Annotated in this window: 24 protein-coding genes; 19 read left to right on the top strand and 5 right to left on the bottom strand. The window is 52.1% G+C overall.

All coding sequences use genetic code 11. From position 1 onward, the window contains the following. Nucleotides 1-45: 45 nt before the first annotated feature. The 10 genes from HW115_RS03215 to HW115_RS03260 all read left to right on the top strand — a co-directional run bounded on the left by HW115_RS03215 (nucleotide 46) and on the right by HW115_RS03260 (nucleotide 9119). Nucleotides 46-666 (top strand): shikimate kinase, encoded by a 621-nt coding sequence (locus HW115_RS03215; protein ID WP_178931121.1) that lies wholly within the window; start codon nucleotides 46-48, stop codon nucleotides 664-666. A gap of 78 nt (nucleotides 667-744) precedes the next feature. Further along, a complete protein-coding gene (locus HW115_RS03220) occupies nucleotides 745-1746 on the top strand; it encodes a polyprenyl synthetase family protein (RefSeq protein ID WP_178931122.1) in 1002 nt (333 codons plus the stop codon). Between the two features lie 106 nt (nucleotides 1747-1852). Next, a complete protein-coding gene (locus HW115_RS03225; RefSeq protein ID WP_178931123.1) occupies nucleotides 1853-2995 on the top strand; it encodes a CNNM domain-containing protein in 1143 nt (380 codons plus the stop codon). A gap of 303 nt (nucleotides 2996-3298) precedes the next feature. Continuing rightward, the gene (gene nrdR / locus HW115_RS03230) at nucleotides 3299-3790 is read left to right on the top strand and encodes a transcriptional regulator NrdR (protein WP_178931124.1); all 492 of its coding nucleotides are present in this window, start codon (nucleotides 3299-3301) and stop codon (nucleotides 3788-3790) included. Nucleotides 3791-3805: 15 nt separating this feature from the next. After that, the gene (locus tag HW115_RS03235; RefSeq protein WP_178931125.1) at nucleotides 3806-4375 is read left to right on the top strand and encodes a hypothetical protein; all 570 of its coding nucleotides are present in this window, start codon (nucleotides 3806-3808) and stop codon (nucleotides 4373-4375) included. 48 nt (nucleotides 4376-4423) lie between these two features. Further along, on the top strand, nucleotides 4424-4771 hold the full coding sequence (locus tag HW115_RS03240; RefSeq protein ID WP_178931126.1) for a histidine triad nucleotide-binding protein: 348 nt from the start codon (nucleotides 4424-4426) through the stop codon (nucleotides 4769-4771). A gap of 38 nt (nucleotides 4772-4809) precedes the next feature. Next, the gene (locus tag HW115_RS03245; protein WP_178931127.1) at nucleotides 4810-5574 is read left to right on the top strand and encodes an exodeoxyribonuclease III; all 765 of its coding nucleotides are present in this window, start codon (nucleotides 4810-4812) and stop codon (nucleotides 5572-5574) included. Nucleotides 5575-5868: 294 nt separating this feature from the next. Beyond that, complete coding sequence (locus tag HW115_RS03250) at nucleotides 5869-7584, top strand: cation:proton antiporter (RefSeq protein WP_178931128.1); 1716 nt, start codon at nucleotides 5869-5871, stop codon at nucleotides 7582-7584. A 69-nt stretch (nucleotides 7585-7653) separates the two neighbouring features. After that, nucleotides 7654-8682: an L-threonine 3-dehydrogenase gene (tdh, locus tag HW115_RS03255; RefSeq protein ID WP_178931129.1), complete on the top strand. Its 1029-nt coding sequence runs from the start codon at nucleotides 7654-7656 to the stop codon at nucleotides 8680-8682. Nucleotides 8683-8708: 26 nt separating this feature from the next. Further along, on the top strand, nucleotides 8709-9119 hold the full coding sequence (locus tag HW115_RS03260) for a (2Fe-2S) ferredoxin domain-containing protein (protein ID WP_178931130.1): 411 nt from the start codon (nucleotides 8709-8711) through the stop codon (nucleotides 9117-9119). A gap of 66 nt (nucleotides 9120-9185) precedes the next feature. Here HW115_RS03260 and HW115_RS03265 read toward each other — a convergent pair whose 3' ends face one another. Then, nucleotides 9186-10244: a M42 family metallopeptidase gene (locus HW115_RS03265; protein ID WP_178931131.1), complete on the bottom strand. Its 1059-nt coding sequence runs from the start codon at nucleotides 10242-10244 to the stop codon at nucleotides 9186-9188. A gap of 127 nt (nucleotides 10245-10371) precedes the next feature. Continuing rightward, on the bottom strand, nucleotides 10372-11169 hold the full coding sequence (locus HW115_RS03270; RefSeq protein ID WP_178931445.1) for a TIGR00282 family metallophosphoesterase: 798 nt from the start codon (nucleotides 11167-11169) through the stop codon (nucleotides 10372-10374). A 79-nt stretch (nucleotides 11170-11248) separates the two neighbouring features. Here HW115_RS03270 and HW115_RS03275 point away from each other — a divergent pair, with 79 nt between their 5' ends. Continuing rightward, nucleotides 11249-12634: an N-acetylmuramoyl-L-alanine amidase gene (locus HW115_RS03275; RefSeq protein ID WP_178931132.1), complete on the top strand. Its 1386-nt coding sequence runs from the start codon at nucleotides 11249-11251 to the stop codon at nucleotides 12632-12634. Between the two features lie 15 nt (nucleotides 12635-12649). Here the strand turns inward: HW115_RS03275 and HW115_RS03280 are convergent, their stop codons facing one another. Together HW115_RS03280 and HW115_RS03285 are read right to left on the bottom strand one after the other, a co-directional pair. Beyond that, the gene (locus tag HW115_RS03280) at nucleotides 12650-12973 is read right to left on the bottom strand and encodes a YMGG-like glycine zipper-containing protein (RefSeq protein WP_178931133.1); all 324 of its coding nucleotides are present in this window, start codon (nucleotides 12971-12973) and stop codon (nucleotides 12650-12652) included. Between the two features lies 1 nt (nucleotide 12974). Continuing rightward, on the bottom strand, nucleotides 12975-13421 hold the full coding sequence (locus tag HW115_RS03285; RefSeq protein ID WP_178931134.1) for an EF-hand domain-containing protein: 447 nt from the start codon (nucleotides 13419-13421) through the stop codon (nucleotides 12975-12977). Between the two features lie 131 nt (nucleotides 13422-13552). On the opposite strand from HW115_RS03285, the gene HW115_RS03290 reads away from it, so the two are divergent. From HW115_RS03290 to HW115_RS03325, 8 genes are all read left to right on the top strand, one after another. Beyond that, entirely contained in the window at nucleotides 13553-14359 is an 807-nt protein-coding gene (locus HW115_RS03290) for an alpha/beta fold hydrolase (RefSeq protein WP_178931135.1), read from the top strand. 13 nt (nucleotides 14360-14372) lie between these two features. Beyond that, on the top strand, nucleotides 14373-15107 hold the full coding sequence (locus tag HW115_RS03295) for a helix-turn-helix domain-containing protein (RefSeq protein WP_178931136.1): 735 nt from the start codon (nucleotides 14373-14375) through the stop codon (nucleotides 15105-15107). A 133-nt stretch (nucleotides 15108-15240) separates the two neighbouring features. Continuing rightward, nucleotides 15241-16101, top strand: a complete 861-nt coding sequence (locus HW115_RS03300; RefSeq protein WP_178931137.1) for a phosphoenolpyruvate hydrolase family protein — start codon at nucleotides 15241-15243, stop codon at nucleotides 16099-16101. 30 nt (nucleotides 16102-16131) lie between these two features. After that, nucleotides 16132-17349 (top strand): Tm-1-like ATP-binding domain-containing protein, encoded by a 1218-nt coding sequence (locus tag HW115_RS03305; RefSeq protein WP_178931138.1) that lies wholly within the window; start codon nucleotides 16132-16134, stop codon nucleotides 17347-17349. A 57-nt stretch (nucleotides 17350-17406) separates the two neighbouring features. After that, complete coding sequence (gene lsrF, locus HW115_RS03310) at nucleotides 17407-18285, top strand: 3-hydroxy-5-phosphonooxypentane-2,4-dione thiolase (protein ID WP_178931139.1); 879 nt, start codon at nucleotides 17407-17409, stop codon at nucleotides 18283-18285. A gap of 55 nt (nucleotides 18286-18340) precedes the next feature. Next, nucleotides 18341-19036 (top strand): ribulose-phosphate 3-epimerase, encoded by a 696-nt coding sequence (locus tag HW115_RS03315; protein WP_178931140.1) that lies wholly within the window; start codon nucleotides 18341-18343, stop codon nucleotides 19034-19036. A 24-nt stretch (nucleotides 19037-19060) separates the two neighbouring features. Beyond that, nucleotides 19061-19888 carry an SDR family oxidoreductase gene (locus tag HW115_RS03320; RefSeq protein ID WP_178931141.1) on the top strand — a complete coding sequence of 276 codons (828 nt, stop codon included), beginning with the start codon at nucleotides 19061-19063 and terminating at the stop codon, nucleotides 19886-19888. Nucleotides 19889-19950: 62 nt separating this feature from the next. Then, complete coding sequence (locus HW115_RS03325; protein ID WP_227021242.1) at nucleotides 19951-24039, top strand: PVC-type heme-binding CxxCH protein; 4089 nt, start codon at nucleotides 19951-19953, stop codon at nucleotides 24037-24039. 862 nt (nucleotides 24040-24901) lie between these two features. Here HW115_RS03325 and HW115_RS03330 read toward each other — a convergent pair. Next, nucleotides 24902-25501, bottom strand: coding sequence for a thioredoxin family protein (locus tag HW115_RS03330; protein WP_178931142.1), 600 nt, complete (start codon nucleotides 25499-25501; stop codon nucleotides 24902-24904). Nucleotides 25502-25751: the final 250 nt, after the last annotated feature.

Below are 25751 nucleotides of genomic sequence, written 5' to 3' on the forward strand. Positions count from 1 at the left end.
TCTTCGCTATCGCATCGCCCTGACAACTCCTCTATGATAGCTCACATGGACGAAGAAACAACGTCACAAGCCAGCTCCTCACCAGTCATGCAGAATATCCTACTGGTCGGATTCATGGGCTGTGGCAAGTCCACAATCGGCCGGGAATTACACCAAGTCCTCGGCTACCCACTGATCGACAGCGACGAGGCCATCGAGCAGCAGGCAGGCAAGAGTATTCCTGACATCTTCGCCCAGGACGGAGAAGCTTCCTTCCGGGATCTGGAAACCCAACTTCTGGAAAACCTGATCCAAAACGAGACCCAGCATACCATTATCTCAACAGGAGGTGGGATCATCACCAACCCCGCAAACATCCCATTGCTCAAGCAGCTTGGGTTTGTCGTCTGGCTGGCATGCAGTCCCGAAGTCATCTTTGAACGCACCTCCCGCAACAGTAATCGCCCCCTGCTCCAATGCGACAACCCGATGGAGCTGATCCATACATTGCTGGACCAACGCAATCCGTTATACCAAGAGGCATCCCACTTGAAAATCAACAGTTCCAACCTTGAAATTGATGAACTCACCTGTGGCATCCTCGAAAGCGCCCGATATCACTTCAGCGCGCCCAATTGCCCCCCACTGCCGCAGAGTTCTGCTTGCACTGCACGGAATCGGCAATAGCTTGGGCTCCCGAATAAGGACAAAGGAAACTATTGCCAAAATAGGCCAGTTGTGCCTAGCATCCCCAACGATTTTCCCATGCCGCTGATCAAAAACAAACCCAGTGTCCAGGTCTCTTTCCAGCTCGTAAAGAAGGAGCTCAAACTTGTCGAATCCCAGATTCTTGACCAAGTCAAGGCATTCGACCCTGCTCTCGAGCCCTACATGGACTACATCTGCAACACCAGCGGCAAACGCATCCGCCCTGCACTTGCCATCCTTGCCGGGGGAGCCACCGGCGGCGTAAACGACGACCATCTTAAAATCGGTGTCATTCTCGAGCTCATTCACATGTCCACCCTGGTCCATGATGACATCATCGATGGGGCGGATACCAGACGCAAAGTTCCGACAGCCAATGCCAAATGGGGCAATGGTATGGCCGTCCTTCTCGGTGATGCCCTGTTTTCACACTCACTGCTGCTGGCCACCGAATTCGACAGCATCGATATCTGCCGCAAAGTAGGCAAGGCCTCGCGGGAAGTCTGCCAGGGAGAAGTCATCCAGACCCAGCGTCGCTTTGACCTCACTTTGACCAAGGATGATTATTTTCATATCATCGAAATGAAAACCGGGGCGCTGTTCGCTGCTGCCACCGGTATTGCAGCTTCACTCTCAGAGGTCTCCGAGGATGTCGAAACCCAACTCTACAACTACGGAATGAAACTCGGCACCGCTTACCAGATCTACGACGATTGCCTGGATCTCGTAGGCACCGAGGAAGAGGTGGGAAAAACCCTGCGTACCGACCTCGAAAAAGGAAAACTCACCCTCCCCTTGCTCAACCTCATCGAGCAAGCAACCCCCGCCCAGCGTGAAAAGCTGAACAAACGCATCATCGAGCAACAGCCCCTCGACCTCCCGGTCCTGATTGGGATCGCGGAATACGAAGGCGCCGTGGAATCGGCCCTCGACACCGCTGCCAACTTACTCCAGGAAGCCAGAGAAGATCTTCAGATCCTGCCTGCAAGTAAGTGGCGCTCTTCTCTGGAAGAGATCACATCCTACCTCGACGGATTACTCGATAAATGTCGGAAATAATGTTGGCGATTCCCCCTCTCACTCACCTATCAGGTGTAACCGGGATCCTTCGCTCTTTTTTTAAGCTCGATCCATCCCGGGCACTTCTATAGGTTTACCATAAGGCATGACTCTTCTGATTCTTTATTTCACCCTCTCGATAGGCTTTTCCTTTTTGTGTTCTATCTGGGAGGCGGTGCTACTGAGCATCTCCCCATCCCACATCAACATGCTGGAAAAAGAGCGTCCGAAGCTCGGCCGTAAAATCAAAAGGATGAAGGAGGAGATCGACCGACCCCTGTCGGCCATCCTCAGCCTCAATACGATCGCCCATACCGTGGGAGCCATCGGCGTCGGAGCCCAGGCAGGCAAACTCTACGGTTCCGAATCCATTTCCCTCGGCTTCCTTCACATCTACTACGAATCCATTATTGCCACGGTGATGACCCTGGCCATTCTGATCCTGTCGGAAATCATCCCTAAAACCTTGGGTGCTACCTACTGGAAAGCCCTGACCCCTTTCACGATCCGCTCCGTCAGCCAGCTGATGACCTTCCTTTCCCCCTTGGTCTGGATGAGCCAGAAAATCACCGGCAGCCTCAAAGGCGAAAGCACCGATAGTGTCCTGAGCCGCGCCGACCTCGCCGCCTATGCCGAACTCGGAGAACAACACGGAGCCATCAACTCAGGGGAATCCCGCATCATCTCCAACCTGCTGAAAATGCGGACGCTAAAAACCGTCGACATCATGACGCCCCGAACGGTTGCCGTGATGGCACAAGAAGACAGCACCGTCTCCGAATTTCACCAAAAACACCAAAATTCTCCCTTTTCCCGGATCCCGATCTACGAAGAAAAACATGACCACATCACGGGTATCGTGCTAAAAGACGATATCCTGATTGCCTTGGCCAACGACAATGATCACACCCAACTCAAGGACATCAAATACGATGCGGTCACCGTCAGCGACAGCATGCTGCTGCCCCAGCTGTTTGAGACCATGCTCAGTAAAAAAATCCACCTTAGCATCGTCGCCGACCAGTTTGGCAGCCTGCTCGGGCTGGTGACCCTCGAGGATGTCATCGAAACCTTACTCGGACTGGAAATCGTCGATGAAACCGACGAAGCCCCTGATTTGCAACAACTGGCACGCCAAAAATGGAAAGAACGTGCCGCCAACCTCGGCATCCTTCCCATCGCTGAAATCAAGCCCGATGAGACACCGAAACAAGCAGGTGATCAGAAAACACCCGAAAAGGCAATGTAGCCCATCGGAAGAAAGCCGGAAAACAAGCGAGGTATGGGAGACCTCGGCCAATTGGCTCAGCAAAAGGCACTCAATCCATTGAGGGTGGATCCTTGCCATTTTTCTTCGACCCAGCATCGCGGGCGAACCTCGACTCCCATTTTTTTTGACCCATCTCCGCCGTTTGGGTCCCCAACGCAGAAGATTTTAAAAAGATTGTTTTCGCCTGCTTGATCGTCAGCAGCAATAACTAAATATTGTATGCTTTTTTCTTTACTCCTACCATATATGCGATTTTAGCTGGTCTTGTCACCAGACAAAACTATGCGTTGCATTCAATGTGGATCCCTCAAAGACAAAGTCATCGACTCTCGTATGTCGAAAGATGGCACGACGATTCGTCGTCGCAGGATTTGCCTTGCCTGTGACTACCGCTACACGACTTACGAGCAAATCGAACGCACCGAATTACAGGTTGTGAAACGTGATGGGACCCGTGAATCGCTCAACCGCGAAAAAATTCTAAGGGGGCTGGTGAAGGCGTGTGAAAAGCGCCCGGTCTCAATGGACCGACTTGACCGGGCCGTGGAGGAGATCCTGGCTGAACTCCACAAAGATCACTTGTCCGAGGTTCCATCCAGCAACATTGGCCCCAAAGTGATGGCTAAGCTACACGAAATCGATCCGGTTGCCTATGTCCGCTACGTCTCCGTCTATCGCCAGTTTGACAACGTCGGAGAGTTCATCAGGGAAATCCAGCAGCTCGAACACCGGGCCGCCAACAACCCCTACCAACGCAAACTGTTCAAAGACTAACCCCACTCTGAATCCATGATCTGTATTGTTGGAAATCGCCCAGTCCTACAAGTCGGCCGCCAGCAGGTGACCGGCTACGACACCTCCTGGCTCCGGCAAGCCATCGTCCGCGGTGCGGAGGCTGCCGAGCGTGAAGACTTCCCCTTCGTTGACGACCTGATGGAGGGGATCCTCCACTACCTGGAGCACAAATGCTCACTCAGGGTGCTCACCGTTGAGGATCTTCATGCACGGGTCCGTCGTATGCTGGAACGTATCGGCTGTGAAGCCATCGCCCAGACCCTGCCCTTGCTGGCCCCGCCTGTCACCATCTCACTGGAACGCGCCGCAAGGGAAGCCGGAAACGGATTCGAACTCGCCTTCTTCAATAATATCCACGACGAAATTGAGGACCTCAAAACCCACGGTGTCGAAGAGCTTCGGTTTACCGGCACCCGCGACTGCGTCAAACTACTCAAAGGGGCTGAAAAATGGAATCGACCATGTGAACGGCTGCATCAGGAAATCATCAATTTTCTAACCACCCACGGCCATTCCACGCTCCCCAACCCGAAAGAAATCCGACTCAATTTGATCGACGGTTGAGCCCGGCCATAAGCATCCTCTATCAGACAGCTTCCATTTTTTCAATCGATGAGTGACAAAACCATTTTTCAAATGATCGCCGATCGTGAGATACCGGCAGATATCGTCTACGAGGACGATCTCTGTTTGTGCTTCCGCGATATCAATCCTCAGGCACCGATCCATTTACTGATCGTGCCCAAAAAACGCATTATCCGGATCGCTGAGGCTGAGGCTTGCGACCAAAACACTCTGGGCCACCTCCTTCTCACCGCACAAAAAGTAGCCCAACAAGAAGGGTTTGCCGACTCCGGATTCCGCACCGTCATCAACAACGGGGCGGATGGAGGCGAAGAAGTCCCTCACCTGCATCTTCATATCCTCGCCGGCCGCAAACTCACCTGGCCACCAGGATAACAGTCCGCCCCATTCTCCACCTTCATTCCCAATCATCCATGCGCCTCATTTCCTGGAACGTAAACGGTATCCGCGCCGTACTTAAGAAAAACTTTACCGAGTTTGTGCTCGACCACGCCCCCGACGTACTGTGCCTACAGGAAACCAAAGCCCGTCCTGAGCAGGTCGACATACCACTCGAACTGGCAGGCTACAAGTGCTACTGGAATGCCGCTGAAAAACCAGGCTACTCGGGAACGGCCATCTTTAGCAAATCCGCCCCCATCGAGGTCAGCGAAGGTATCGGCATCGAAGAGCATGACACAGAAGGCCGGGTGATCACTGCCGAATATCAGGATTTTTACCTGGTCACCGTTTACACCCCCAATTCCCAGAACGAACTCAAAAGACTCCCCTACCGCCAAGAATGGGATGCCGCATTCCTCGGCTATTGCAAAAACCTGGAAGAAAAAAAGCCCGTCGTTTTTTGCGGAGACCTCAACGTCAGTCACCGGGAAATCGACCTTGCCCGACCAAAACAAAACCGCAAAAACGCCGGATTCTCAGATCAGGAACGTGCCGGATTTGATAACATTCTCGATGCCGGATTCATTGATTCCTTCAGGCACTTCTATCCAGACCAAACCGACGCCTACTCATGGTGGAGCTACCGAGCTGGAGCCAGAGGAAAAAACATCGGGTGGAGACTCGATTACTTCTGCGTCTCGTCCTCGATCATCGACAAGGTCGAATCCGCCGGCATTCTTTCCGATGTGTTAGGGTCCGACCACTGTCCTGTCCTTCTCGAGGCCAAGCTCAAGTAAACCCATCATCCGCAGCTGCGAATAATGGGAATTTGAAGTCTTCAGTTTCAAGTTTGAAGACAAGAGTCTATCGCCTTCAATAGCTCTTGGGTCAAGGCGAACCACATCCATCCACGACAAATCACACAAAAGAACCTTCCGTGTGTTCGGTGTTTTCCGTGGTTTGAATAACACCCCACCCCTATCGCCCGTGGTCAAAACAAGCGCAGCGACGTAGAACACGCCCCATCACCCCAACACCGACACAAAGCAGACTTTCAACTTCGATGAATATCTGATACAGCTAAGGTATTGATGATCCTACCTCCTTCCATTGCCTCACTATTAGCGGCGTCCAGCTTAAATATTGCACCGCTTTTTGCTGTCTTTGCGGTCATCCTCGTTTTTTCAGTTCTCGTCTCACTCGTCCTCGTCAAAGCCAGACAGAGTCTGCTGGTTGGATACTTTATCTGCGGCGTGGTCATGGCCAACAGCGGCCTCATCGACCAAATCCTCGTCCACAAAGACTCAGCGGATGTCATCCACCTGATGGCAGAAATTGGAGTCATCCTCCTAATGTTCACCCTGGGAGTCGAGTTCCCGCTCAAGGAGATTCGCTACATCTGGCGTATCACTTTTTTGGGTGGTGCGATGCAAATGACACTAACAACCGGCATCATTTTTATCATCGGCCTCGCATTTGGTTTTCCTCTTGCTCCCACCTTTGTTGTGGCGGTGGCACTAGCCTTGAGCTCTACCGCGGTGAGTTTAAAATCCTTTCAGGACTTGGGGCTCAGCAACCATCCCGGGGCCAGGCTTTCGCTCAGCATCGCCCTGTTCCAGGACATGCTGGTGATCTTGTTTATCCTGCTGCTTCCGTCCATTCTTGGAACCAACGAGCAAAGTATTTTGGTGGCCATCGGACTCTCACTGGGCAAAGGGCTGCTATTCATGTTACTTGCCGGGCTGCTTGGAGCTTACCTCATTCCCAAGTTACTCGACGCCGTTGCCCGCACTCGCAGTCGAGAGCTATTCACGCTCACCGTGATCGGACTGTGTGCCACCATTGCCTATGCAGGCTCAGCCATGCAGTTAGGACTGGCATTGGGTTCCTTCGCTGCCGGTTTGATCGTCAGCGGTTCCATTTATAGCCACCGCATTCTTTCGGATATTCTACCGTTCAAGGACCTGCTGCTCACCGTCTTTTTTGTCTCGGTCGGTTTGCTGATCGACCTTCAAGTCGTCATCGACAACTGGCTGCTGGTCATTGCCGGAGTCACGGCCCTACTCATCGTAAAAGCCACTGTTATCACCTTGGTTGCCAAATCCATGAAGCTGCCAAGCATAGCGGCCATACTCTCTGCGGCCTCTCTTGCCAGCTCCGGGGAATTCACCATCGTGCTCCTCACTCAGGCTCAGGCGATCTCCCCCCTGCCTGATGAAATCGGACAAATCATCCTGGTCTGCACCGGCATCAGCATGGGACTGGTTCCCACCCTGATGAGGCTGGCCCCCAAACTACACATCTATTTGGAAAAACAAGGCTGGTGCAAAAAACATCAACACCCACAAGGCGCGTTCTCACGCTCCAACCGCATGCTCGAACTCGAGGACCACGCCATCATTTTTGGCTACGGCCCGGTCGGGGAAGCTCTGAACCACGCCCTGCGCCAACACAACATCCCCACCCTGGTCATCGACCTCAACGCCGAAACCATTCAACAGCTCTACAAGGACAACCAACCCGCGCTGTTCGCCGATGCCACTCACCACGAAATCCTCGAATTGGCCAAAGTCAAACAAGCCAGGTTCCTCGCCTACACCTTCCCGCATATCGAAGTCACCATCCAATCACTCAAGATGGTCCGACTCTACCACCCGGAAGCACAAATTTTCGCCCGAGCCAAATTTGGCTCGGAAGTCAGACAACTTGAAAAACTGGGAGTTCAGACGATTCATGACGAACGGGAAAGCGGCCAGGCCATGGTAAACCTCGGCCTCTCGGCCTACCTGGTGGAGGAATCACAGTGAAGTAAAGATAGTGCACAATCACGAAAAAAAGTACGTGCAATTTGATACGTTCGGAGCTTCAAAGGCGGTGTGAAAGCACTCGTCAAATCCAAGTCTGAAGTAGGTCTCTGGTTGGAAGATGTTCCCGAGCCTGAGGTCGGTCCCATGGACGTCCTGATCAAGATCAACAAAACCTCTATTTGTGGCACCGATGTGCATATCTGGAACTGGGATAAATGGGCACAAAAAACCATCCCCGTCCCGATGACCGTTGGCCACGAATACTCCGGAACCATCGCCGCCGTCGGATCCGGTGTGACTGATTTTAAAATAGGAGAACGCGTCTCCGGTGAAGGTCACATCGTCTGCGGACACTGCCGGAATTGCCTTGCCGGACGCCGCCACCTCTGCCCGAACACGCAAGGAGTCGGAGTCAACCGCACCGGAGCCTTTGCCGAATATCTTTCTATTCCTGCACGCAATGCCTACAAAGTGGACGAATCCATCCCGGAAGACATTATCTCGACCTTCGATCCACTCGGTAATGCCGTGCATACCGCCCTCTCCTGGGACATGGTCGCCGAGGATGTTCTGATCACCGGAGCCGGCCCGATCGGCTGTATGGCCGCCGCCATTGCCAAGTTTGCCGGAGCTGGACACGTGGTGGTCACCGACGTCAACCCTTACCGGCTCAATCTGGCCAAGGAGCTCGGAGCTACTCGTGTGGTCGACGTTTCCAAGGAGTCCCTCGACGAAGTCAAAAAGGAACTCGACATGAAGGAAGGTTTCGACGTCTGCCTTGAGATGTCCGGCCACCCGAGCGGCCTCAATGACATCCTCACCCACTCCTCCAACGGAGCCAAAGTCTCCCTACTCGGAATCTTCCCCGACAATGTAGCCATCGACTGGGACAAAGTGATTTTCAAAGGATTGATCCTCAAAGGCATCTACGGCCGCGAAATGTTCGAAACCTGGTATAAAATGACCTCCATGATTCGTGCTGGACTGGATATCGCACCAGTGATCACCCACCGCTACCACTACACCGAATTCGAGCAAGGCTTCCAAACCATGCTCTCCGGACAATCCGGCAAAGTGGTTCTCGATTGGGATCAATAAAATCCACGAACTCAGTCACCCCCTCTATGCCAACATCCACGGAACAAGCGGCACACGCACTCGGTGTGCCGCACCAGATCGAACGGCACCTCTTTCTTTGCTGCGATCAAGGCAAAGACAAATGCTGCCCGAAGGAGGAAACTTTGATTGCCTGGGACTACCTCAAAAACCGACTCAAAGAGCTCGACCTTCAGCCGGTTGGCAAAATCTTCCGAAGTAAGGCCAACTGCCTGCGTGTCTGCATGCAAGGACCTATCGCCGTCGTCTACCCCGAAGGCGTCTGGTATCACTCATGCACCCCCTATGTGCTCGAACGCATTATCGAAGAGCACTTGATCGGAGGTAAGGTAGTCGAGGAGTTTCAGATTGCGCCACCACCAAACGAGGCAGCTTCGGCCCCTCACGATGAACCGGGGCAGCAAAACGATATCCAATAAAAATGCGAAACCCGGTGACAGGCTTCGCATGTTTTCTATTCGTGGATAACGCTCAAGGCTCTCGCTCTAGAACTTCCAATCGCCCTTGTCCATATCGCAAACGCAAGCGGCCAGAAGATTGATGCAATGTTCGATGTCCTTCTTGTTGGACATCTCAGTCGACTGGTGAACGTTCCGGGTTGGAATGGAAATAGCGCCAGCGATCGACCCACCGGGAACCATACGCTGAAGTCCGGCGGTATCCGTTCCTCCTGCGGATAAAATTTCAGGCTGCCATTTGATCTTTTTGGCATCCGCTGTCTTTTTCATAAACGCGACCATGCGGTAATCGCAGATGGCAGAGCTGTCCATGATCTTGATCGCTGCACCATCGCCGAGGCTGGTGACTTTCTCCTGCGGCTGAGCGCCAGGTGTGTCAAAAGCAATCGTGGTATCCAAGCCGATACCAAAATCCGGCTGAATCTCCAATGCGCTGACATTGGCTCCACGGATTCCGACCTCTTCCTGGACCGTAAAGGCGGCATAAAAATCATAAGCCGGCTTGCGACGACTCTTTTTGATCGAACGCAGAGCTTCCAACAAGACAAATACCGACACACGGTTATCCAGAGACTTCACATTCACACAGTCACCCAACTCCAACAACTCGCTCAGGCGTGTGATGGGGTCCCCAATACTAACGACCTTTTCAACCTGCTTTTTGCTCATTCCCAGATCGATAAAATAATCGGTGAGTTTCATATTCTTGCCCCGCTCTTCCGGTGACATGATATGAATGGGTTTACACCCCATCACACCGATCAAATCCTTCTTACCGTGAACAATGATGCGTTGAGACGTGAGAGTCTTCGGATCAAAGCCGCCTAGTGGATTAAAGCGGATAAAACCATTGTCATCGATGTGAGTGACCATAAACCCAATCTCATCCATATGGGCCGCGGCCATTACTTTTTTCTTCGATGATTTACCTTTTTTCAGGGCAATCACATTACCCATATTATCCACCCGAACATCATCAACCAAGCCCTTCAGTTCCTTCAAAACCAATTCTCGGATTTTGATTTCAAACCCCGGAGCTCCGGGAGCTTCACAGATGCGCGACAATAGCGAAATATCAATAGCCATACGCGCAAGCTAGACAAGTCAGCCCACAATACCAGCGAAAATCCAAGGCTCTGGCCAATTTAAAACCACCCGTCCATGATCCGGCACAAGGCCGGCATTCCTCACCCCCTGGCTCGCCACCGCCAGACTATTGACCCAAGTCCAAGAGCTCATTGTAGCGCTCAATCGAACGCGCCATCCCAGTCTCTTCATCCACATCCACCACCACCCCACACAGGCGAACCTGTCCCTTGGCGACAGGAAAACGGGTGGGCATGCCGGTTTTAAACCGCCACACCACAGACTCGACATTCCGACCTAGAATCGAATGGTCCGGACCACACATGCCCGCATCCGTCAAATGAGCCGTCCCCTTGGGCAGTATTTTTTCATCTGCGGTCTGCACATGGGTATGGGTGCCAACCACGGCGGAAACCTTACCGTCCAAATGATGCCCCATCGCAATCGACTCACTCGTCGTTTCCGCATGAAAATCGACAAACACCACCTTCACGTCCTCTTCCTCCCTGAGTCGGGCCACTTCGTCCTCCACTCGGGTAAAGGGGTTCTCCAACGGTGGATTCATAAAGGTTCTTCCCTGCGCATTGATCACGGCCACCTTTCCTTTCGCCGTTTCCAAAACAACCGATCCCTGCCCGGGAGTCCCCTCTTCGTAATTCAACGGTCTCAACAGCCGAGGTTCCGTCGGAAGATATTCCACTATTTCCTTTTGATCCCAAATATGATCTCCTGTAGTCAAGACGGCGATGCCGGAACGAAGCAATTGAATCGAAATTTTCGGTGTAATACCTCTTCCCGCAGCGGAGTTCTCACCATTTGCTATGATAAAATCAACCTCCAGCTCACGTTTAAGAGAAGATATCCGGCCAATCACCGCTTTCCGGCCAGGCTCTCCGACAATATCACCCAAAAATAGTATGCGCATCACGGCGCAACTCAATCATAGCTAACTGCTTTCGCCAACCATTATCCCAACAAGATTCACGGATCCCTCCCCATCCATCATGTCCACCGCCGTCAAGTTTGTCATCACCACCCTGGTTGTTCTTCTCCTTGGTTCCGTCGCCTTCATTCTGTTCCTCCATCAACAGCTCCAGGAAGCTCCAAACCCATTCGAAAGGCCTCCAACGGCAAGCGAATCCGAAAGCCAAGAAGAAGCCTCACCACTGCCGGATGGCTCGGCAGTCACGGTCGTCCCAGGCGGCCACGATACCACTCTCGCAGATCTCGGAACCCGCCCAGACTGGCACATGCTCGACCTCTGGCAGGAAACCATCACCCGTGAAAATTTCACCCGACTCCTCACCCAGATTTATACCGTTGATGACAGCTGGAAACGGTATATCACCATCAAACCCGACCACGCGGTGATCAGGACCGACACCACTAAACCCAACACCTACTACGAACTGAAGTTTTCACACGGCTACAACGATTCCTCTCCGGACCGTAGCTGGAAAAGCATCGACGACCTACCACCCGCCACCACCAATAAACCACTCGCGGACCTACGCATTGCCATCGACCCCGGCCACATTGGCGGCGAATTTGCCAAGGTAGAACAACGATGGTTTCAGATTGGAGACAATAAGCCCGTCATGGAAGGCGAACTCACCCTAACAACAGCCAGACTCATCAAACGGCAGCTTATTAACCTCGGAGCCAAAGCCTACCTGACGCGAGGAACCAACGAACCCGTCAACCCACACCGTCCGGAATTCTATCGGGAGCTGGCAACCGCCAAAGCCCGCTCACTGGGTAAAACCGATGAACAAACAATTCAGTATTTTCAAAACAAGTTTTTCTATCTTACGGGTGAAATCCGTGCCCGGGCGCGCAGAATCAACCTGGCCTTCCGACCGGACCTCGTTCTGTGCCTACATTACAATGCCGAGAGGTGGGATGATCCTGAGAACCCGACTTTAACCAACAAAAACCACTACCATGTCTTACTCCACGGCGCATTAACCAGCGCCGAACTCGCCCACGACGATGAACGCTTTGAAATGTTGACCAAGATCCTGCAACACAACCATGAGCAGGAAAAAGGATTGGGCATCGCTATTGCCAAATCACTGGCAAAAGCCACGAAACTGCCGGCTTACAACTATCAACCGCATTCAAAACGTGCCCGCAAAGTCAAGGGGGCCGAAGGGCTGTGGGCCCGCAACCTGCTGGCAAACCGTATCTATCAATGCCCGGTCATTTTCCCCGAACCCTACGTCATGAACAACCAGGAAGTACACGACCGGGTGCAGCTTGGAAACTACAAGGGAAAAAAGAAAATCAATGGTGTGGATCGTAAATCCATTCAGCGTGAATATGCCGATGCCGTCGTCGAGGGCATCAAAAACTACTACCTGGCAAACCGAATCATCTACACCCCGTAGTCTGCATCCCTATCCTTACCTAGGGCGGCCGCTATAGTGCCGGTATCCCATGGAGCCGCTCGACGTTGAATTCGTGTTTCCACTCTGACCCGACCTACCGGGATACGTGCCATAAGCAGGATCTCCCGTCGCGGTTCCATAGCCAAGCAATCCGCCAATCGCTGCGCCCGTGGCAGCGCCTGACCAGCCACCCATCAATCCTCCCGCAGCAGCCCCCACAGCACCGCCACTCGTTGCCCGGGCAGTATGTTCTGGAGTTGTACAACCACTGAGCAGCAAGCAAATGGCTGCTGCGCAGACAAAATCAATTTTCCCGAACAATAGATACTTCTTTTTCATCTCAGTCTTCGTCTTCTGGGGTGAGATCCGGCAAATCGGCAAGTGTGACGTAACCCTTGCCTTTGGTATCGAGCTTGCGGAATGCTTGTTTTAAATTTTCAATCAAGGCTTTGTTCCGATAAACATCCTTTTTACGGATGTATCCCTTATTTTCACGATCCATAATCGGATATTCCTGTTCCGCCTTTTTTTTGTCCCGAGCATGAGCAAAAAACTCACTGCGGCTGATCGTCCCATCCTTATTTTGATCAAAATCGCGAAACAAGCGGGTAATGATCACATCCACAAATTCTTGTTTCGACAGCTTACCATTGTGATCGCCATCGAAATCGGCAAACAAGCGTCGTTGATTTTTTTCTTTCTGCTCGGGCGTCATTTCCTCCAGAGCTGCCCAAACGTGGACATGACTCAGACACAGTATGCCGAGCATCACCAAAAAGCACTTCACAGAATAAACCATCGCGGAGCAAATATAGGCCCATTTGCATCGGCATCCCAAGCAAATAAACCTGCTGGAATTCCATGCTGCCATACTGACCGGTTGCACCTGAGTGCATTTCACCATATTCTTCCAGACTTATGTCACTTCCCGCATTCCAAACCCTCGGCAACCCGAATGATCCCCCCTTACTTTTTCTGCACGGACTCGGAGCTGGTAAAATCCAGACGACCTCTGCCTTCCCCTCGCTGCCCCATTGCTTTCTGATTGCGCCCGATATGCCTGGACACGGAGAATCCCAATCATACGACCCATCAGGGTTCAGCTTCGATTCCTTCGCCGACCTCACCGTCCGGCTGATTCGTCATCTGGGTATCGAAACCCTTCACCTCGGAGGCCTGTCGATGGGATCTGGCATCGCCCTCAACATCGCCCTTCGCTACCCTGAAATGGTCCATTCCCTCATCTTGCTTAGGCCCTCATGGACAGACAAACGCAAGCCTGAGCACCTCAAACTCGTCGCCTGGGTCGGGCAATGGATTGAAAAGCTCGGCATGCACGGAGCCCGAGAACAACTACTCCAATGCCCTGACTTCCTGATCTTACAAACACAAAATCCCCCGGTCGCCGATTCGATTCTCGCCCTGTTCGACCGCCCCGAAACACCTGCATCCACAGCCGTGCTTTACAAAATGTGGCAAGACGCCCCGTTCCACGCCCTCTCCGAACTTCAATCCATTGAGCAGCCAACCCTCATCCTCACCACCGGACGAGACGAATTACACCCCCAGTTGGCAGCCGATCAGATCGCAGCGAACCTGCGGCACCACCGTAGCACCGCCCTGCCAGCCCGCTATCACGAACCCGAAGCATACCATACCGCCCTGAGGGGTGAGGTTCGTGATTTCCTTGCTTCGAATGAGCTTTCCGAACCGTCACCAAGCTGATTCAATCAGCTTTATGCACGACGACCAATTTTTTCAAAAAAACAAACTCGGTGACCATGTGGCGAGCATCTTTGATGATCTGGCAGGCTTCACCTATTTCATCAAAGACACCAAGCTCCGCTACGTCGCCTTCAATCAACGACTAAAACTCATTTTCAATGTCGACCATGGATCTGAAATCCTCGGCAAGACCGATGCCGATTTCATGCCGGAGCACATCATGCTGAATATCCGAGCCGACGACCTCAACATCCTCAACTCCGAAAAACCCATCCTCAACCGCATCGAATTGGTGCCAACAGGAAATGGCTTTGTCGATTGGTCCGCAACCAACAAAAAGCCGCTCTATACCACCGAAGGCAAACTCTGTGGAATCGTCGGCGTCACCCGACCCTTTAACCAAAGTAATGCGACATTAAGCCAAAACAGAGAACTCGGGCCCGCACTTGAAATGATGCACCGCTCGTTCAGAGACAACATTCCCATCGAACATCTGGCATCGTCAACTCACTTGTCACGCAGCACCTTCCAACGAAAATTCAAAGGCTGCTTCGGAATGACAGCCAAAGAATATTTACGGCATCTGAAAGTCCAGGAGGCTTGTCACAAAATCTCCCAGACCACCATGACCTTCGCCGATATCAGCTACCACTGCGGATTCGCTGACCAAAGCCATTTTTCACGTGAATTCACCCGTATCATGAAAGAGCCCCCGTCTTCTTATCGGGCAAGATATCGCATCAACTAAACTCAAGCAAACAAACCACGCAAAACCAGATTGACCAATTTATTCATAAAATAGAAGCAATCTTTCAAGACCAAAACAACAATCCCGCTTATAGATATTCATCAATAAGAACCACATCCAAGCAAACACAGTCATGATTACCAAACGCATCAGCACCCAACAAATCCTCGCCAACTTGCAACATAAAATCGAGCAGCGCCTACCTATTATGATCTCGTCCGCAGGTAGTGGTCTGGTCGCAAAACTTCAAGAGCAGTGCGGCACCGACTGCATTAATACCTTTTCAGGAGCCCGACTTCGAGCCAATGGCATGGGTACCATGTCGATGATGTGGCCGATCCTCGATTCCAACAAACAAACACTCGACTACACTCGTGAAGACATCATGCCGGCACTTGACGGCAAAGCCTTTGTCTGCGCCTGCCTGAATGCCAACGACCCGCTCAAGGACATGCGTATGGTGCTTCAAGAGTGCAAGGACATGGGTGTCAACTCAGTGTCGAATATCGGTCCATCGATCTCCTACGTCGACCACGATTCCGAAATCTACAAGGTGATGACCTCGGCCGGTATCACCATCGATAACGAAATTGAAATGCTCAAATTGGCCAAGGAGGAAATGGATATGGTCAGTATTGGCTTGGCCTTCACGCTCGAAGATTCCATCCGCATCTGCGCCGAAGCAAAGCCACACATTTTTTGCTACCACGCCGGAACGACCAAAGGCGGTATCAAAGGCTACGATAATGGTATGACCATTGAAGAAACCGCCGAGCAGACGGAATACGCTTACCAAAAATGCCGTGAAGTCCACCCCGAGGTCATCCTCGTTGGTCATGGCGCAGCCATGGAGAACCCGGACGATGCCCAGTATATGCTCGACCACACCTCTGGACATGGATTCTGGACCGGCTCATCCACTGAACGCCTTCCCATTGAACGGGCAGTGACCCAGGCCGCATCTGAATTTACCTCTCTCCGCTTCTCCAAGTAATCCCCCCCTCAACTCAAAAAACCTCAGATCATGAAAACCATTGCCATTCTGGCCACGCTCGACACCAAAGCTGCCGAAGCCGACTTCATGCGGCAACAAATTGAAGATCTTGGTGGTCAGGCGATTCTCATGGACTTGGGCTTACTTGGTGAGCCTTCTACCAAGGTCGACATCACCAAAGAAGAAGTCATCTGTGCCGGAGGAAGTTCTCTTGAAGAACTTCTCCAAAGCCCTAGCCGTGAAAAATCCAACCCGGTCATTGTCGCTGGAGCAACCAAACTCACACTCGAGCTTCAGCGCAGTGGAAAAATTCATGCGGTGGTGACACTCGGAGGCACCCAGGGCACCTCGACCTGCGGCCCTATTTTGCAAGCACTCCCCTATGGGTTCCCCAAGGTGATGCTCTCAACCGCTGCCTCGGGCGACACCTCCCCCTTTGTCGGAATCAAAGACATCACCATGATGTTTGCCGTCAGTGACATTCTGGGCTTGAACGTTTTCTCTCGAAAGATCCTCGCCAATGCCGCTGCGGCAGCTTGGGGAATGGCTCAGTCCGATGTATGCATTACCCAATCCACAGCCAAGGGAGTCATTGGCATGTCTAACCTCGGCGTTCTCACCCAGGGGGCGATGCATGCCATCCATCTCTTCGAACAAGCAGGCTATGAAGTGATCACCTTCCACGCCATCGGAGCGGGTGGCGATGCCATGGAACAAATGATGAAAGAAGGAATCATCACCGCTGTCTTTGACTATGCCCTCGGGGAAATCGCCGACGGCTGCTTCGATGCCCTCCGAGCATCCGGCCCGGAACGTCTCACCACCGCCGGCAAGCTCGGCCTTCCGCAGGTGATTTGCCCGGGTGGATCCGAACACCTCGGACTGCTGGTCAGCAAGCCCAACGAAGTCCCTCCAGGATGGGAAGACCACCAGATCACCTGGCATACCCCTTACGTATTTGTGCCTCGTCTCAATGCTAAAGAACAAAGCAAAGTGGCCAAGACGATTGCCGACCGTCTGCAACATGCAAAAGAAAAAACATGTTTCCTCATGCCCCTCAAAGGGGTCAGCAGCTACTCAGCTGAAGGAGGAGAACTCTACAACCCCGAACTTGACGCAGCCTACTGGGACTCTCTGAAGAAGGAACTTCCTGAGAACATCCAAATCGAAGCTCTCAACCTAACAGCTGAAGACCCTGAATTTGTACAACACGCGGTTACGACTCTCATCAAAATGATCGAAAACTAACATTACACTTTTACTAACAAACCAACCAACTACCAAACCCAAAACTATAATACAATTATGGCAGACCTAGACGACATCAGAGACGGAGACAACTTCGGACTCAACACTCCAGCAGACACAAGTGCATTTTACCTCAAAGGTATGAATAGCGCTTCGTGGGGAATTAAAAACCGCATGTCCCGTATCTTCAACCGTGATTCAGGGCGCACCGTAATGCTGGCCTTCGACCATGGCTTCCTTATGGGACCCACATCCGGACTTGAGCGCATCGACCTCAATATTGCCCCCCTCGCCGAAGAAGCAGACTGTTTGATGGGATGCCGCGGCATGATCCGCACCTGTATCCCGGCAGAGAACACCAAACCCATCTGCCTACGGACAGACAGCGGAACCACCATCCTCACGGAAATGAATCACAACGTCCTCATCTCCGAGCAAGATGCCATCGGCATGAACGTATCGGCCATGGCCGCCATGCTCGCCATTGGTGATGCTGATACCGAAGCCTCCACCATCGCCAACTTCAGTCGCCTGGTTGACATTGGCAACAAATACAGCATCCCCGTCATGGGAGTGACCGCTGTTGGCAAAGACATGACTCGTGACTCCCGCTACTTCGGACTGGCTTCCCGTGTCTGCGCCGAGAACGGTGCCAGCATTGTTAAAACCTACTACACCGAGGGTTTTGAAAACGTCGTTGCCGCATGCCCGGTCCCCGTCGTTATCGCTGGAGGTAAAAAACTCCCCGAACTCGAGGCTCTCGAGCTCTGTTATAAGGCAATCCAATGTGGAGCGTCCGGAGTCGATATGGGACGCAACGTCTTCCAATCCGAAGCTCCCCTCGCAATGATGAAAGCGGTCAAAGCCGTCGTTCACAACAACGCGACACCAGCTGAAGCATTCGATCTCTTCAACACCCTGAAGAACGAAAACTAACCTAAACAAAGCAAGGTGGGCTGACCATCGGCCCACCTTGCTTTTTCTTATCCCCATGAGCTATACAGAACGACTCAACAGGCTTCGATGCGCTACACAAAGCGCGCCCATTCTTAGCATCGGCACCTTGACAGGAAACATGATGCATCAGGCCAATGACATCCAACTCCTCGAAGAGGCCGGCATTCAACTCCTCCACCTCGATGTCATGGACGGAACGGTGTGGCCTAAAATATCCGTTGGCTCAGGATTTTTGTCAGGACTTCAAACGCAGCTCATCAAAGATGTCCACTTACTCACAAGCCACCCGGAAAAACACATCGGCGATTTTGTATCCGCCGGAGCTGACATCATCACCATTCAAATTGAACACTGCCAAGATATCGGAGCTACACTCAATCAAATCCGTGAAGCCGGGGCACTCGCCAGCGCCGGCATTTACCCCACGACCCCAATCGAAGAACTGCTACCATATCTAGAACTCTGCGATGTCGTATTCATTCTCGCCATCGGCCCCGAAACAGGAAGTCAATCCTTCTTTGACGTCGTAGCCAAACGCATCACACAACTTCGCGAACTCAACCCGGACCTCATCCTCGCTGTGGACGGAGCCGTCAAAAAAGAGACCGCCGGCGAAATTGCCTCGATGAAACCAGACCTCATCGTCAGTGGCAGCGCCATTTTCAATGGCCATGACGCCACAGCAAACATCCATGAGATGAATCAAATTATCTCCACAGCCACCGAATAACCCTCACCACACCCCAGCATTATTATGTCCCAAAAACTCATTCAACAGGCCGAAGCACGAAAGGCTGCCTTTGATTACACCCAAGTCACAGCTCTCCAACCACACCTTGGAAAAGTCGCCATCGTCACCGGCGCCGCAGGCGGCATAGGTCGGGCCACCGCAGAAAAACTCCACGCCGATGGAGCCACCGTCGTAGGTCTCGATATCAACCCCGCCGTCACCAAGAATCTTCAAGGTCAGGGGCTCAGTGGCGCTGTCTGTGACATCACGGATGACACGGCACTCCAACAAGCCGTCGACAAAGTGGTCTCAGACCATGGAGGGCTCGATATCATTGTGGCCAACGCTGGCATTTTCAAATCCGGGGAATTCATTGAAGAGCTCGATGATACCTGGGACCTCCACATCAAAATCAACCTAACAGCAACGCAGCGCTTCCTCAAGTTCTCCATCCCTTACCTCAAAGTGGGCATCAAGGCTTCGATCATCATCATGGGGTCTCGGAATTTTTCTGCCCCAGGCCCGGGTGCCGCAGCCTACTCCGTCACCAAAGCCGGGGTCACCCAGTTGGCTCGTGTCGCAGCCCTTGAGCTGGCGCCATTCGGAGTACGGGTCAATACGCTCCACCCCGATGCCGTGTTCGACACCGAACTATGGACCGATGAAGCCCTCGAAAAGTCCGCAGCCCGATACGGCATGAGTGTGCAGGAATACAAAACCAAAAACCTGCTCCACACAGAAATCAAATCCACCGATATTGCCCAACTCGTCAGCACGGTCGCCGGTCCGGCATTCCATGCCACCACAGGTGCCCAAATACCCATCGACGGTGGAAACGACCGTGTCATATAATCATAAAATACGCGCAACGCATGAAAGAATATGCACAGAACCACGATATCTTGTTTCAAACTATGAATAACACCATCAAACCTTTCATCCTCGTGTCAGCCCTGACACCCCAACTCCTCGGTGCCCAGCCGAGCGATCATCTGGTCTTCGAGGGAAACTCGGGCCCGGGAAAAGGAAAACACGTCGTTTTTCTATCCGGTGATGAAGAATACCGCTCGGAAGAATCCATGCCAATGATGGCTCAGCTGATGGCTGAGCTTGGCTTCAAATGCTCGGTCCTCTTTTCATTGAATAACAAAGGCATTGTCGATCCAAACAATCAAAAAAGTCTCTCTCATTCCGAGGCTCTGGATTCAGCAGATGCCATCGTCATGTGTGTCCGTTTCCGCAACTGGGAAGATCAGGCCATGCAGCGCTTTGATCAAGCTTTCGAACGAGGAACCCCCATCGTAGCACTGCGCACCAGCACTCATGCCTTCAAATTCCCCAAAACGAGCAAATGGGCAAAATACAGTTTTAATGCCAAACCAGAAACCGGCTGGGATAAAGGCTTTGGTCGTCAGGTTCTCGGTGAAACTTGGGTCAACCACCACGGTGTTCACAAAAAGGAAGGAACCCGTTCAGTCATTGAAGAGGCTAACAAAAACCATCCCATCCTTCAAGGCGTAGGAACCATCTTTGGAACATCCGACGTCTATGGAGCCTCCCCACTGAAACCATCCACCATCTTGCTGCGCGGCGAAGTGACCAAAACCCTTGAGGCGGACTCCCCGGCGGTTGAAGGCAAAAAAAACAAGCCTATGCAACCGATTGCCTGGACGCGTGAGTTCAAGCAAGCAAACGGTAAAACGAACAAAATCCTCACCACCACCATGGGAGCAGCTACGGATCTATCCGATGCCAACCTGAGGCGCCTTGTCGTCAATGGGGTGTTCTGGGGAATGGATATGAATGTCCCCAAAGATATCTCAGTCGATACTCCAGGCGAATACAAGCCATCCAAGTATAGCTTCAACGCCTTCAAAAAAGGATTAAAACCAAGCGACTTTGTCTTGAGCCCCGCCACTCCGTCAAAAAAGACTGAAGCCAAGACCGAATCAAACAACATTAGGATCAAGCAAAACGAACATATCACCTTGCTTGGTAGCGGCCTTGGCTCGCGCATGAACCACTTCGGACACTTTGAAACCGATTTGCAATTGCGCTTCCCTAACAACAAACTTATCATTCGCAACCTCTGTGATGAAGGCAACACCCCGGGGTTTCGCCCCCACCCCGGTCGCCCATCTCCCTGGGCATTCCCCGGAGCCGAAAAATTTCAAACCGAATTGAAAAAAGGCTCCGGTAGCCAAGGCCGCTTTGAGTCTCCCGACCAATGGCTGACCCGGCTCAAGACGGATACAATCATTGCCTTTTTCGGCTTTAACTCCTCATTCAACGGCCCGGCGGGATTGGATAGCTTCCGAGAGGAACTCGACGGATTCATCAAACATACATTGGCGCAAAAGTACAATGGTAAAGAGCGCCCTCAATTGGTTCTGGTATCACCCACAGCCGTTCAAGACTTATCAAGCACTCATGGCACACCTGACGGTAAATCCATCAACGCCAACTTGAAACTCTACACGGAAGCCATGCAGGAAGTGGCAACGGCAAACAAGATCCCCTTTGTGGATGTTTTCTCCCCCTCCCTCGCCATTTTTTCCCGTAGCACCAAACCCCTCACCGTAGACGGAGCCCTGCTCAATGACAGAGCCTACCGCTGGCTTGCCCAACGGCTCAGCACGAGCCTCTTCGGTAAAACCCATACCGATACCACTCACAAAGCACTTGTTCACGATGCCGTGATGGAAAAAAACTGGTGTTGGATGAAGGACTATAAAATCGCCAACGGCGTGCACGTCTACGGGCGTAGATACAAGCCATTCGGCCCGCAAAACTATCCAGACGAACTCATCAAAACCCGCGAAATGACCAAACTGAGGGACCATGCCATCTGGCGTGCTCTGGAAGGTAAAAAGTCCGATCTGGCAAAAGCGGATGCCAAAACCCACCCACTTCCCGAGGTGCCGTCTAACTACAAGCCCAGCAATAAAAACGGCAGTCCAGAATATCTCCCGGGATCAAAGTCGGAAACCAAAATCGAGGTTGCTGACGGTTACAAAATCGAACTCTTTGCCTCCGAGCGTGAGTTTACGGATCTCGCCAACCCGGTTCAGATATCTTTCGATAACAAAGGCCGACTCTGGGTAGCCACAATGCCAAGCTACCCACACTATAAAATCGGAGACCCCAAACCTTCCGACAAACTCATCATCTTTGAAGATACCAATGGCGATGGCAAAGCGGACAAACAAACAACCTTTGCTGACGACCTCCATATCCCGATCGGCTTTGAGATCACCGACCATGGAGTCTACGTATCTCAAAGCGACAGCCTCGTCCTACTGAAAGACACCGACGGCGATGACCGCTACGACACGAAGGAAATCGTCCTCAGTGGATTTGACGACCACGATACCCACCACGCCATCAGTGCATTCTGCGCCGATCCATCCGGGGCCATCGTGATGGGAGAAGGAGTCTTCCTCCATTCCAACGTCGAAACCATTTATGGTCCCCAACGTGGAACCAACGGTGGCTTCTTTCGCTACTCCCCACAAAGAAAAAAGCTGATTCGTTATGCCCAGTACAGTATTCCCAACCCCTGGGGCATCGCCTACGACAGCTACGGGCAGGACTTCTTCATCCACACCTCCGGCCCCTCAGCCTCATGGATGCTGCCGGGAACCGTCAAACCCCGCTACGGAGTAAACCTCAAGGCTCCCGACGTTCTCACCAGCAATAAAGTGCGCCCAACCTCCGGACTGGAAATAGTATCCAGCAGCCACTTCCCAGATAACGTTCAGGGGGACATCCTCATCAATAACAACATCGGGTACCTTGGCGCCAAGCAACACCAAGTGGTGGAAAATGGAACAGGCTTCAGCACCAAGTACCGACAGGACCTATTTAAATCAGCAGACAAAAACTTCCGCCCCGTCGATCTCGAATTTGCCCCCGACGGATCGCTCTACATCGCGGATTGGCACAACGCCTTGATCGGCCACATGCAACACAATGCTCGTGACCCGTTCAGAGATCATGCGCACGGGCGGATCTATCGTCTAACCTATCCCTCAAGACCTTTGGTGAAGCCGGCGTCCGTCGACGGAGCCAGCATCAGCACCCTGCTCGACAACCTGACACTGCCGGAATACCGCACACGTTACCGTACTCGCCGGGAGCTCAGAGGTCGCGACGCCGATGACGTGTTACCCGCATTAAAGGCATGGGCTGCAGCACAAACAAATGAGCGCCACAAACTTGAAGCCCTCTGGGTTTCGTGGGGACTCAATCAAGTTGACGAGGCTCTCCTCAAGCAGCTCTTGAAATCCCAAGACCACAAAATTCGATCAGCTGCGGTCCGGGTCCTGCGCTTCAATGAGCACCTGATTGAAGATCAAGCATCCCTCTTGATGGTCGCAGCCAATGACGACCACGGACGAGTTCGCCTCGAAGCCATCGCCGCAGCCTCATGGATCGGTAAGGAACAAGGGCTCCCCATCGTCGAAGCAGCTGGAAACAAAGCAGTGGACAAATACATCAAACAATCCCTGACGACCAGCAAAGCCCATTTGCAGGGAGAAAGCTCAGCCAGCGAGAAAAAACACGTCGTCAAGACCCATCTCAAAGGTAAAGCCAAGCAACTCTACCTCAAGGGTGCTGAAATCTACGAGCGGGAAGGTCATTGCGGCACCTGCCATCAAGCCGACGGCAAAGGTTTACCCGCATCCGGGTTCCCCCCACTCAGCAAAACCAAGTGGGCCATTGGCAGTGAAGACCGACTGATCAAACTGACCCTCAAAGGTCTGCATGGCCCGATCGAAGTACTTGGAAAACCATACCCCGGCCAGGTGCCCATGACCCCCTTTGAAGGCATGCTCAATGATGAGGAGATTGCTTCGGTGCTCACCTATGTCAGAAACTCCTTTGGAAACAAAGCATCGGCCATCACACCACAAAAAGTGCAAGCCATCCGAGCGGAAGTCAAAGGCAAGCAAGGCTTCTACAACCCGGATGAACTACTCAAGGAACACCCCCACCAATAAATACTGACCACCCACAATCGCGGATGACAGCAAGATAAAGGATTCAAAGCGCCCCAACCCATTTTTGATACGGTTGGGGTTGTTTTTTCAGGATCAAACACACAACGCCGTATTTGATCGCCATATCATCGCAGCTTTTCCAGCTAAAGGGCACCTCTAAGAAATAGGGCGATTTTCGTTTAAGCCAAGGCTCCCGTCACTGACAGAAACCACGAAACCACGAAAGACAGGGCTATATCCCGGCGGGGCTAATACCATTTGAGTGGTTCGTTTGTCGGAATGGCGGGGTTCGTTTGGTCTTGTTTTCATCTCGGCTATCGTCCCGTCAATTTTATACCAAGTAGCAAAACAGACGGGACGATTGCCGAGATAAATTTCTGTTTTGGCAAGGCGCGACGATGGAATGGTGCGGGCACCATGACTGAGGAGAAACGCAGCCAGAACAGAAATTTATCCGGAACTCTGGTAGACCACGAAGTGCATTTCCTCACAGCTTTAAAACTTTCAATCGTCTCATCTGTTTTGCGGAGTGGTATTACTACTTGGTATGAGCCTCCATTTCACGGTTCATCCCTTCGGGCCCAATGCTAGCTTTTGCAAATCAACCCATCGTTTCGATGGTATTTCAAATCGCATAGAACGTTTTTCTTGATCCATGTTCGAGAGATAGGATCCCATACCGTCTGCATCAATCGCCAGCAACAAATTATTGTGCTCTGTTTGATTCAACGACGGAAAGAAACGTCGACCTTGATAATTAAACCGATCAAGTAACCGTCAATCCTCATACGGTGACGCGTATAAACACACACCCGAAGTATACAGATCGCGCTCGGGTTTACCCCCCTAGACAAGAAGGCATCTACTTCTTCCGACTACGCTCGAGATCGTAGTCAAGCGGAGTAACTGCTCCATCACGTGGACGTTGCTGAACCCCCTCAGGCAACCAATCGTCCTGAAGCGGTCCGATATATCCTTCCTTACGAGGTTTGCTGTCAGGATTGGCCAAATGGTAACGAACGACTTCGAGAAAGCGGTCCGTGTCCACCTTACCTTTGAATTCTTCCAGCAACTGACCTTCCCGGTATACCCGAAGCGTCGGCACATTGTGAATTTGAAGTCGATCCATCAGCTCGATATTCCGTCCGGCCAGCACTTTGGCAATCAACACCTTGGATGGCAAGCGGTTGACAGACTCATCAAATTCCGACTTTTCACTATATGAACCCGAGGTTTCTTCGTGATGGAAATCAACAATCACCAGACGACCTGGCTCTTTAATGACGGCATCAAACTCAGCCCCGTCAACCATACGGACCTCAGCATACTCCCCCTGAAGAAAGACCTGCTCCAATCCTGTAACCACCACACTGGCCATCTGAAATACCACATTCCGCGCGCGCTCGGATGCGGGCAGCACAATAGCACCAGCAGCAAGGCATAGGTAGAAAAAGGTTTTCACAATAAATTCAGAAATAGGGGGTCAGTAATGGGTCAGGCAGCGCAATGCGCTTCGGCAAGATTTAATGCGTGGAATTCAAATAAGCTGGTTAAGTTCTTACTTTAAGTTGGGCTTCAAATTGTTGTTGTTCGAACCATTGAAAACGCTCTGTGATGATTGTTCTCTGGTTCGTTTGTTCCCCTGTAAACCCAACTCCTAATACACCACATCCCCTACCTCTCATACCAGCATCCGTATCCGACAACTTCCA

The organism is Oceaniferula marina (assembly GCF_013391475.1).
Taxonomy (GTDB): domain Bacteria; phylum Verrucomicrobiota; class Verrucomicrobiia; order Verrucomicrobiales; family Akkermansiaceae; genus Oceaniferula; species Oceaniferula marina.

What these genes read in the sequence shown, in the direction of transcription:
- HW115_RS03215 (WP_178931121.1), top strand. Translation starts at nt 46, where the DNA reads ATGGACGAAGAAACAACGTCACAAGCCAGCTCCTCACCAGTCATGCAG.
- HW115_RS03220 (WP_178931122.1), top strand. Translation starts at nt 745, where the DNA reads ATGCCGCTGATCAAAAACAAACCCAGTGTCCAGGTCTCTTTCCAGCTC.
- HW115_RS03225 (WP_178931123.1), top strand. Translation starts at nt 1,853, where the DNA reads ATGACTCTTCTGATTCTTTATTTCACCCTCTCGATAGGCTTTTCCTTT.
- nrdR (WP_178931124.1), top strand. Translation starts at nt 3,299, where the DNA reads ATGCGTTGCATTCAATGTGGATCCCTCAAAGACAAAGTCATCGACTCT.
- HW115_RS03235 (WP_178931125.1), top strand. Translation starts at nt 3,806, where the DNA reads ATGATCTGTATTGTTGGAAATCGCCCAGTCCTACAAGTCGGCCGCCAG.
- HW115_RS03240 (WP_178931126.1), top strand. Translation starts at nt 4,424, where the DNA reads ATGAGTGACAAAACCATTTTTCAAATGATCGCCGATCGTGAGATACCG.
- HW115_RS03245 (WP_178931127.1), top strand. Translation starts at nt 4,810, where the DNA reads ATGCGCCTCATTTCCTGGAACGTAAACGGTATCCGCGCCGTACTTAAG.
- HW115_RS03250 (WP_178931128.1), top strand. Translation starts at nt 5,869, where the DNA reads ATGATCCTACCTCCTTCCATTGCCTCACTATTAGCGGCGTCCAGCTTA.
- HW115_RS03260 (WP_178931130.1), top strand. Translation starts at nt 8,709, where the DNA reads ATGCCAACATCCACGGAACAAGCGGCACACGCACTCGGTGTGCCGCAC.
- HW115_RS03265 (WP_178931131.1), bottom strand. Translation starts at nt 10,244, where the DNA reads ATGGCTATTGATATTTCGCTATTGTCGCGCATCTGTGAAGCTCCCGGA.
- HW115_RS03270 (WP_178931445.1), bottom strand. Translation starts at nt 11,169, where the DNA reads ATGCGCATACTATTTTTGGGTGATATTGTCGGAGAGCCTGGCCGGAAA.
- HW115_RS03275 (WP_178931132.1), top strand. Translation starts at nt 11,249, where the DNA reads ATGTCCACCGCCGTCAAGTTTGTCATCACCACCCTGGTTGTTCTTCTC.
- HW115_RS03280 (WP_178931133.1), bottom strand. Translation starts at nt 12,973, where the DNA reads ATGAAAAAGAAGTATCTATTGTTCGGGAAAATTGATTTTGTCTGCGCA.
- HW115_RS03290 (WP_178931135.1), top strand. Translation starts at nt 13,553, where the DNA reads ATGTCACTTCCCGCATTCCAAACCCTCGGCAACCCGAATGATCCCCCC.
- HW115_RS03295 (WP_178931136.1), top strand. Translation starts at nt 14,373, where the DNA reads ATGCACGACGACCAATTTTTTCAAAAAAACAAACTCGGTGACCATGTG.
- HW115_RS03300 (WP_178931137.1), top strand. Translation starts at nt 15,241, where the DNA reads ATGATTACCAAACGCATCAGCACCCAACAAATCCTCGCCAACTTGCAA.
- HW115_RS03305 (WP_178931138.1), top strand. Translation starts at nt 16,132, where the DNA reads ATGAAAACCATTGCCATTCTGGCCACGCTCGACACCAAAGCTGCCGAA.
- lsrF (WP_178931139.1), top strand. Translation starts at nt 17,407, where the DNA reads ATGGCAGACCTAGACGACATCAGAGACGGAGACAACTTCGGACTCAAC.
- HW115_RS03315 (WP_178931140.1), top strand. Translation starts at nt 18,341, where the DNA reads ATGAGCTATACAGAACGACTCAACAGGCTTCGATGCGCTACACAAAGC.
- HW115_RS03320 (WP_178931141.1), top strand. Translation starts at nt 19,061, where the DNA reads ATGTCCCAAAAACTCATTCAACAGGCCGAAGCACGAAAGGCTGCCTTT.
- HW115_RS03325 (WP_227021242.1), top strand. Translation starts at nt 19,951, where the DNA reads ATGAATAACACCATCAAACCTTTCATCCTCGTGTCAGCCCTGACACCC.